The following is a 9,384-nucleotide window of genomic DNA, read 5'->3' on the forward strand; positions in this document are numbered from 1 at the left end:
TTTTGGGTTTGAGGATCGCCGACGCTTCCGTCATGCCATTTTGCCCTCGGGCGAACACAAACATTCCGACGATTATGGTGGCTGAGAAATTGGCCGACACAACCTTGAGAGACGGCAGACGGAGCTAAATCGCTGCCTGCTTTGCTGCTCGGCTAGTCGTCTCGTCGAGACGGCGGATAACGTCGACAAGCGCTTCCTCAGCTCATGTGCTCCTTGGTGCCGCCAGGCAGAACGCCGAACCCGATGTAGATGGCTTTTTTGCGAACGAAGTCTTCGTCCCTGAGCTTGACCGCTCGACCCGGATAGCGTCGAAAAAGACTATGGGATAGGAAAATTTCGAGCGGTCGGTTTCTGCCATTCGGCCATCGTCCGGGACGGCGTGTGTGATGGACGAGCTCAGGTAGCTGGCGATACCTCGCGTCATAGAGCTCTTCGAGATGGCCGATCCTGCCATGAAACCCGGAGGTCGGCGCTGGTCTGGATTGAGCCTGGAAGTCATAAAGCAATTCAGAATTGTAAATCGCTCTTAGTATCTTGGCCGTGATAATGTTAAACTAACCGCGACGGATGTAACAATATATACAACTATATTAACATACAAATCGTTGTTATCTTCACCAGGAAGCGCTAGAGATCAATTGCTAAGACGGAATCACCGCCCAGCCATCGGCTTAGCCTTAGAATGGGACATCATGTCGACTTTCGTTATTATTGGAAGAGACGGCGCGTTGCCCACATCCAAGGAACTGTCGACTTTGAGAGCCGCGGCAAACACTAATCAACTTAAGCGCCCAAAAAGGGGATTGACTATGACCACGCTGCCGAAAATTTCACTTTCGAAATTGAGAGACGATGCAACGCGACGTGACGAGCGCCAGCGCCTGCAAATGGCATGCCAGGAATACGGGTTCTTCTACCTTGTCGAGCACGGCATCCCCGGGGAACAGATCGCGCAAGCCATTGAGGCTTCCCGGCGATTCTTCGCATTGCCACAGTCGGTTAAGGAACGCTACGGGCACGCCTTTCAGGACGTGTACCCCACTGCCGCCCGTGGATACAGTCCTTTACACGGCGAAATGCTACATCCTGAGGCCGGCTTCGATCCAAAGGAGGTATTCGACCTCGGAATTGAGAACGAAGGCGACCGGCGTCCGTTCTCCGGCCGCACGCGCCTTCCGGATGAAGCCTTGGCTCCTGGCTTCGCAAGAAACCTGCTTGCTTTGCAGGCTACCGTGCTCGCCGGGATTGTCCCCCAGATCGGGGATGCGCTGGCGGACCTGATAGGTATGGAAGAGGCATGGTTCCAACGCCATTTCAGCACGCCGACGCTTGGGCAACGCGTGATACGGTATCCAGCTCGCGGCGGCACTTGCGCAAAGCACACGGATCATGGCTTCTTCACGCTGCTGCTGCAAGAGGAACTCCCCCTGCGTTCCTTGCAGGTGTGGTTCCGCGGTCGATGGATGCCGGTGCCGAGCCTGCCCGATAGTCTCGTAGTCAATCTGGGCGACCTCCTTCAGGTCTTGAGCGACGGCCGCTTCAAGAGTACGCCCCACCAGGTCGTGCATAGTGGTCCGACTGATCGAATTTCGCTGCCCTTCTTTATTTATCCCGAGATCGACGCTCGCCTGACTTCGCGACAAGGGCAGCAAGTTAGTGTTGTAGAAATGATGCTGCGCAACGTTGAGTCAATATGGGTGACTGGGAATGGCGCCGGACGCGCGCGCGAACTGCAATGATTGTCTGCTTTTCTAAAGCATGCGCAATTATGGCGCCGACGCGGTGCAGATCTCCGTGGTAAGCTGGAAGAACTCTCGCATCCGCTAGATTGTCCCGCCGTCGCGCGTGTAGCGCGGCGGTCGGAAGCCCGCTTCGGGATGAATGCACCTATGGTGTCAGATTGTTTGCATCGTGTGGTCGCAGGGAAAGATCGCACTAGATCTGCACCGCTGTCGCAAACGTGCTGCGGGAAAACCTGAGGGAACTTGATCCCATGATAACGCTCGCCCAACTCGCGCTTGACGTATCGCGAACCGAGCTCCCGGGAACCAGTTCCAGCGCGACCACGACGCCGTCACAGGCGGAAAGATCTTATAACACCCGGCGGTCGCGTGCTGCACGTCTTGCGGGCCGGTGGCAGTTATCGCAAGCCGTCAACCTTTCAGGCCGAACACCTCGCGCCCTGGAGCCCATTCTCAGCCGGAGCCCGCCCCTCATGGAGATTCGTCTCGCAGGCACTGCCGACCGCGATGCATGGCGGTCCCTTTGGTACGCATATTGCGCCGACCAAGGTCTCAATTCATCAGAACAGGCGACAGATAGGATCTGGCGGCGCATCGAGCGCCCAGACGAACCGATTAACGCGCTGATCGCGGTCTCAGCAACTGGCGTTACCATAGGTTTTGCTACCTTTGTCATTCACCCGTATACTCTTAGCGATCGTCCGGTCTGTTTTCTCGCAGATCTCTATGTCGACGAGTCTTCGCGGCGCCAGGGGATTGGCCAAGCCATGCTCACGAATCTGGCCTCCTACGGTCGCGACCAAGGCTGGCTGAGAATCTATTGGAATACGGACAGATCAAATTATCATGCGCGGGCGCTCTATGACAAGATCGGTAAATTGAGTCCATACCTTACCTACTACTATGACCTGTAGACTTGCTCTGAGGTCGTAACGAAAGCGCATTGACCTGCCCCAGTCTTTTAAACAGTGGCGAGTAGACTAGAGGTGCAGCCATTTATGTTGCGCACATGGGCTTGCAGCGGAATGTATTTTCGGCGCGATGATCCATTGATCAGGCAAGGACCGTGTTCGAGGTAAACTCCGTGCGGTGGTCTGCGACGATCATGCCGGGCTTGCCGCGCTGGGCGATCAGGTCGTCAGTTCGCGAGCAACGCGGCGACCAGAGATCTGTGTCCGGAATCGCGTAAGGCATTCGCGCGTCACGTCGTCGACGAGTTGATCGGCCGCAGGAGAACTGGTCGTACAGCGACCAGCGTGCGTTCGGCTTCGCCTCGACACGGATCGGCCCCGCATGCCGACCGCCGCTCGCCGTCCGCACTTCAACAAGGTAGGCGACATCTCGTCGACCGGCAAGATCTATTCCGGACGTCCGCGCTGTCGTTATGACAAGCCATATTCTAATTTAGATCTCAAAAATCTTCCGGGGAGCAGTGGTCAGTACCTCGACGCCGGAGTCTGTGACACGGAACGTTTCGCTGATGACGTATCCAAAATCCTCCTCGATCCAATTACCTAACATCAGGTGAAAGGTCATGTTTGGTAGCAACTCTGTCATATCGCCATCCTTAAGGCTTGCGGTCGGCTCCAACCAACCAATGCCGTGTGCATAGCCGCAACGCGTCTCCTTTTTGAGGCCCCGCTTCTCGATGCTGCGATTGAAGGCGTTGGCAACATCGCTGCAAGTCGCTCCTGGCCGTATCGCATCAAGAGCGACCTCAAGGCCGGCGACTTGGATCTCATGCACGCGACGTAGACGATCGGAGGGTGAGCCGATCGTGTAAGTGCGCATAAGCCCAGCACAGTAACCATATCGCGCACCGCCGATTTCGAGATTCACCTGCGATCCATAGCGAAAAACGTCCTCGCTCCACGGAATGTGGCACGTTCCCGTTCGCGGTGATGAACACAAACTTATTCCCTCGATCCCGCTTCCTGGCTTACCGTTTGCGCCGCGCACCAACGTTGCCACAATTTCCGCGCACGCGTCTGCTTCACGCACCCCGGGGCGTATTACCTCAGCAGCGCGTCGAATCGCGGCGTCTGAGATTGCCGCCGCCTCCCGCATTACAGCTATCTCGAGATCTGACTTGATGAGCCTTTTCCAAGTGACCGCCTTAGTAGCATCGACGATCGTGGCACCAGGCAGGCGCATCCTAAACTTTTTCGCCGATTGCGATGGAAGGCAGCATAGCTCGATTCCTATGCCTCGACTCGCGAGGCCGACGTCCTCCAAGTAATCGACTACCGCGTCATAGCCATCCTTGTCAGGATTTCCAATATACGCTTCGGGGTATGCGACGATTTTGTCGCGCTCCATAAAACATTGATGAATGGCTGCCGGCGCATCACAGCGGCGCAGAATGAACGTCGGTTCCTCTTCTCGTATCGAAACCACAACGGCCTGAGGAACATAGGCTGATAGCGCGGTGTACCCCGTGAGATAGGTAATGTTATGTTGGTCGGAAACGACGAGCGCGTCGATATCGCACCGACCCATTTCGAACTTCACCGAGCCGAGCCGGCGAAGGTATTCACTTCTAGGGAATGCCTGGGGTCCCTTGGATATATTCATAAGTTTGAACTCCAGCTATGCTTTTGACAACAAGGCGAGCTATTGCGGGTAAGAGTTCTTATGCTGGCGACGGATCACCTCTCAGTTGGGGGGGAGTCGTGGGGCTGCAGATCGCTCCTGTTCGCCCGACGGCGGTGTGATAGACCAAGCGATTAAGTCGACAGCTCGTTGGAGTATCGCTTCGGTCTGAGCAAGGCTGGGTGAAACGGCGACGACATGTCCTATCCAGTCTCGAAAATCGCCTTTCCTGAAGATCGGCGCGTTGGGTTCAACATACAATTTGATTTCAGCGACACCTGGTACCGCGATCGCCTGACTGCCGCCATCGATCCAATCGAGGGTGCCGTCGCAATCAGCAACTAGGAACCGCGCGGCTGCGGTCTGCAAATGCCTTCTGCGCAAATCCCATTCCTCGCCGACGACAAGCTTGATGTGCTCGGTGACCAGATCGACACCGCTCGCCAGTTGGACCAGTTCAGGCTCAAGCGCACCAGCAAGACGCGGATTCACTTCGATTACAACCGGGCCATGATTAGTCAACCGGAGCTCGATGTTCGTTGGCCCCCAATTAAGGCCAAGAGCTTGCAAGCACCTCAGCGAAACATCAACGATACGGTCATGATCGTCTTCCGCAAGCGGGGCCGGGAAGGTCGTTTCACGGAAGACGAAATGCGGTGGGGGGCCGAAATCAACGGCGACAATCCCAATAACCTCATTGCCCATTATCTCCACGCTATAAAAAGGGCCGCGCGCGAATTCCTCAACCAATATCCTCGGCGAAGACGGCCAGATGTGCTTCCCACCCAACAGATAGGTCGTGTGGTCAGCTAACTCATCGGCGTTGCGGCACAATCGGACACCGATGCTACCGCTGCCGATTGCCGGCTTAACAATTACGGGAAAGCCGATCTCCGCGACAGCGCTTTCTACTTCTGCCACATTCAGCGCCATGCGATAAGCGGGTATCGGAACTCCGGCTTCCGCAAGTAGCTGGCGCTGAGAGAATTTGTCACAGCATCGTTCAATCAATTCGGGGTTGGGTCCCGGTAAGTCGAAATGCCGACATAGTTTGCCAACGGTTGCATAGACCGACTCGTCGATGCCCGAGAAGCCCGTGATACCAGCGATGTCATTGGTCTCACGCAGCCTGGAACATTCGCGAATCAAGGTATCAAGATTGGTTGTATCGACACGGATTGCCTCGCTTCTTTCCGCCGCAAGATACTCGTACTGTGTTGGATCAACTGATAGTGTAATTGGATGAAAGCCAAGACGCCGGGCCGCGTGGATGTATCGTATTCCATTACCTCTTGCATGGCCTTCAACCAGGATGAGAGCTTTCCTTGACATTGGCTGTTCTCCACTCTGCGTTTTTGTCGATAGGTCGTTTTGCCATCGTGGACCTCAGACTTAAAGACAACGATCCAAGGCCAAACATTCCGTGAAATTGGTCGCCTCTACCCGCAGCCGCTGGCTGAAGCTGAAGTTGCCTTTGGCGCAGCAAAATCGTCTTCCCAGATCTGGGCAGAACCGATTGGGCTTGATGGCAACTGACCGAATAGTGGCCGAGTGGGATAATGCACTGTATCGCGTACCAGAGTACTGGGGACGAGTACGCCCTTGACCGGGACCCGGCGCCACGAGCTGTCACCGAAAGGCCCTACTAGGGAGTGAGTTTTAGCGCGTTATCGCCGGGAGAGCCCTCGCGAATCGAGAACGTTATCCTTCCATCGTCGTCTATTGCACCCTCGTAGAACATGTGGTCGCAGATAGAATTATCCCGGTGGAAAGTCAGCACTCGCGGCTTGATCTCCACCATCTGATGCTCCTCGATGTATGCGGAGGAGCAAACGATTATTTCGTCCCCGACCTGACAGGTGCGAGCAGCGGCTCCGTTCAGCACGCAGCAACGAGAACCCCGCTCTCCATAAATCACGTAAGTGCTGATTCGAGCGCCCGATGATTTATTCCAGATTTCAACGAATTCCATTGGAAGGATGCCGGCTTCGTCGCAGTGATCTGGATCCAAAGTTATTGAGCCCCGGTAGTTCAAATTCGCGTCGGTCACAGTTATTCCATGAAGCTTGGCGGCAACAAATTTTCTCATCTACATTTCCTCTCGGCGGTGGGACACTGCGTCGACAAGCGATTGCTGTGTCTTGGTTTCAGGATGGATGGATGGACGTTCTGCGATTTGTCGTATTGTGGTTCTTAGGACAAAATTGATTACTCTGGCGTGGCCAGCACGAGACAGTCAGGCGAAGGCTGGTTGTGGTGGGCGGAGGCATTGCCGGCCGGCTGTCCCCCATTGGTAATGCCATCCGATACAGTTCCGACATGTTCCGTTCCTTTAATTAGTTGTGATTTCAGGTGACTGTGCCAATCGGCCCGTTCAACTGGATCGCACACAAAGTTGCAAACCTCGTGCCAAACTGGCTAATCAGGCCGGAAACAGAAATGCGTGATCTCTTTCAGCTATTTAGGTGAGCAGACCACGGATCGGATCAAGAAGGCACGTCGCGGACGCGACAAAATGTTGAGTGTAGGACGGGTTGAGGTGGCGCCCTTCTGCTGGTGGTCGTGCGGCCGATCTGGGCATCGTTGACTTCTGGCGGCGGGGATGTCGAGGACGCTCGGGTATTGGCTGTTCGGATCTTAGACGCGTGCAGCCTCATGCCTCGAATGCGGCCGTTTTACTTGTCCCAGTCGAGGCCTGCCTAAATGTTTGATCTCAGGTTTTGATGGGGCATCCTTATCTTCCGAATCAAAGGATGCACTATGGGCCAGGTTCTTCATGGGAGCGCCACGACGACAGAGGCGGTCCGTCGGGCGCCCGCTGATCAAGGGTTTGTTTTCAGCGATGGGATGGTCGCGGGGCTTACGCTCCTAAGGACGACCTTAAGAGCCCAGCCTCGCTACCGTGCCATGATCGCGCAAGGCGGCCCTCGCCGGAGGCGTACCCGAGGATCGCCCCTGACCAACAAGGAAAAGCCGGATCGACGCGGTCATGTATCCTCTAAGAGTTGTCATGACGCTTACCTCCTTCAGGTTGTGTGCGTCAAGTTCTGCAAAATGGGGCGGCCACGATGCTGGTCATGCGGCTTGGCGTAGAGCGAGCTTCTTGTGCTCGCGCAGATCGTCCATGTTGATGTAGCGGTTGGCCTCCATCCAGTTCTCGTTGGTCTCGCAGCCAGCGCCCTGACGAGGCGCAGGCAGCTTTCATTGGGGAAGATGCGCATGACATTGGTGCGCCGGCGGATTTCCTCATTGTGCCGTTCAAGCATGTTGGTGCTCTTGAGATGCTTGTGATGCTGGCGCGGCAGGCAAAAGAAGGTCAGCGTGCGCTCGATGGTCTCCTCCACCCAACTCGTCAGTCGCGGATAGCGGCCCGACCATTTGGACAGCCATGCGGCGAGATCGGCCTTGGCCTCGGCGAGATCGCGCCGGTCATTAGAGCCAGCGCAAGTCCTGCAGGCAGTCGGCGCCGTGCTTTCTCGGCAGGTGATCGAGCGCGTTCCTGAGGAAGTGGACGTAGCAGCGCTGCCAGGCGGCTTCGGGGATCACCTCGCCGATCGCCGCGACCAGGCCGGCATGATTGGCGGAGACAACCAGCTCGACGCCCTTGGGGCTGCGCGCCTTCAGCGCGACGAGGAAATCCCTCCAGGCCGAGCGGCTTTCGCGATTGGCCATCTCGACGGCCAGGATCTGGCGCCGGCCGTCCCAGTCGATGCCGACAGCGATCAGCACCGCCTGGCTCATGACGACGCCGGCCTCACGCACCTTCTCTTAGCGCGCATCGAGGATGAGGTAAGGAAACGGCTCTTGAAGGGGGCGCCTGGCAAAGGCAGCGAGGCTCTCGTCCAGCCGCTTGTTGATGGCCGAGATCGACGAGGCCGAGAACGCATGGCCGCACAGCTCTTCCGTGATCGCCTTGACCTTGCGGGTCGACACGCCCTGCACATACATCTCCGCAAGCGTCGCCACCAAGGCCCGCTCCGAACGCTGGTAACGCTCGAGAAGCTCGGTCGAGAAGCGGCCGGCCCGGTCCTGCGGAACCCGCAGCTCAAGCTTGCCGACCCGCGTGACAAGGGTGCGGCCGTAATAACCCGAGCGGTAGCCGAGCCGCTCAGGTGTGCGCTCGCTCTTCGAAGCCCCCAGCGCCTCGTCCATCTCGGCCTCGAGTACCTCCTGCATCACCGCACGGATCACTTCGTGAAGTCCGTCCGGGTCCGAAAGCAGAATGTCTTTGATGGCAGCGCTGCCGGTCTTACTTTCAATCTTGGTCATGGTGGCGTTCCTTCGCGGGAATCGGTGACGTGAACAATCACCAGCCTGCCATGACCGCCCTCTCTCAGCGAATTTGCAGAACTGTCAGCACACACCCTCCTTCATCACAAACCCAACCGAACAACTGGGCAGGTGTTCCAAAAAACGCCGAGTTCCAATAAGGACTCAGGTCCTGGTCCGCTATTGTCACCCCTTCCAAGTCGATGTGTTCGTCACAAATCTTGCGCAATTGAGAAAGGTCGCCCGGGCGTACAACTCTGATTTCCACAGTATTCTCCTGCTTCTCGTTCCGGCACACGTCAGGGGATTTGCTTGCGCAGTTGCCTGATGTGGCAGGTGAGCCAGCCCGCATATTGGCCGTCGTATTGTGGGCCGCGACGCTCACATGTGCGCACCCGATGAAGTGTAGATGTGTTTGTTTCAGGCAATGAGGCGCGTCTTGTGAGCACCGCCACGGTGGACCTGAAATCGCCTCACAGACGCTTGCCCACTGAACACGTCCCCGCCATGACCGGGGACGTGTTAAGGCACATTGCCTTCAGCCTCTGCAGAGGTCAGCGGTCTTGCTGCCGTCCGCAGGTTGTCTTTGCCGTAGCCGTATTTGCCGAATACTGCCATCATTTCGCCAGAGCCAACATAGTCCTGCATACGGCATTGAACGCGTCGACCGCAGCCTGCTCGTTGAGCTCGAAGGCGATAGCAGGATAGTTGGCTGGCGCGATGAACGAATCGGCCAGCTCAAGGCTGTGGTCCTTCTTAACAAGTCCAGTCGCTGTAAAGT

General features: G+C 56.6%; 6 protein-coding genes and 3 pseudogenes. 3 read left to right on the top strand and 6 right to left on the bottom strand.

What is annotated here, in order from left to right:
- Positions 1–128: GMC oxidoreductase (locus tag EN925_RS10985; protein WP_144289770.1), on the top strand; the 128-nt coding region annotated here is incomplete at its 5' end.
- Between the two features lie 81 nt (positions 129–209).
- On the opposite strand, the pseudogene EN925_RS40665 reads toward EN925_RS10985, so the two are convergent.
- A pseudogene (locus EN925_RS40665) lies at positions 210–353 on the bottom strand (transposase); the annotation flags it as partial.
- Positions 354–809: 456 nt separating this feature from the next.
- On the opposite strand from EN925_RS40665, the gene EN925_RS10990 reads away from it, so the two are divergent.
- Both EN925_RS10990 and EN925_RS10995 read left to right on the top strand, forming a co-directional pair.
- Positions 810–1,739, top strand: coding sequence for a 2-oxoglutarate and iron-dependent oxygenase domain-containing protein (locus EN925_RS10990; protein ID WP_063170383.1), 930 nt, complete (start codon positions 810–812; stop codon positions 1,737–1,739).
- A gap of 476 nt (positions 1,740–2,215) precedes the next feature.
- Positions 2,216–2,656, top strand: coding sequence for a GNAT family N-acetyltransferase (locus tag EN925_RS10995; protein WP_158515807.1), 441 nt, complete (start codon positions 2,216–2,218; stop codon positions 2,654–2,656).
- A gap of 142 nt (positions 2,657–2,798) precedes the next feature.
- On the opposite strand, the pseudogene EN925_RS11000 reads toward EN925_RS10995, so the two are convergent.
- The 5 genes and pseudogenes from EN925_RS11000 to EN925_RS11020 form a co-directional block, all read right to left on the bottom strand.
- Positions 2,799–3,029 (bottom strand): annotated as a pseudogene (locus tag EN925_RS11000) (IS3 family transposase); the annotation flags it as partial.
- 117 nt (positions 3,030–3,146) lie between these two features.
- Entirely contained in the window at positions 3,147–4,316 is a 1,170-nt protein-coding gene (locus EN925_RS11005) for a Xaa-Pro peptidase family protein (protein ID WP_063169356.1), read from the bottom strand.
- 81 nt (positions 4,317–4,397) lie between these two features.
- Entirely contained in the window at positions 4,398–5,666 is a 1,269-nt protein-coding gene (locus EN925_RS11010) for an acetyl-CoA carboxylase biotin carboxylase subunit family protein (RefSeq protein WP_082826583.1), read from the bottom strand.
- Positions 5,667–5,979: 313 nt separating this feature from the next.
- Positions 5,980–6,423 (bottom strand): aspartate 1-decarboxylase, encoded by a 444-nt coding sequence (gene panD / locus EN925_RS11015; RefSeq protein WP_063169354.1) that lies wholly within the window; start codon positions 6,421–6,423, stop codon positions 5,980–5,982.
- Positions 6,424–7,409: 986 nt separating this feature from the next.
- A pseudogene (locus tag EN925_RS11020) lies at positions 7,410–8,603 on the bottom strand (IS256 family transposase).
- Positions 8,604–9,384 lie beyond the last annotated feature (781 nt).

It is taken from the genome of Mesorhizobium sp. M7A.F.Ca.US.006.04.2.1, from assembly GCF_004022915.1.
GTDB lineage: Bacteria > Pseudomonadota > Alphaproteobacteria > Rhizobiales > Rhizobiaceae > Mesorhizobium > Mesorhizobium ciceri.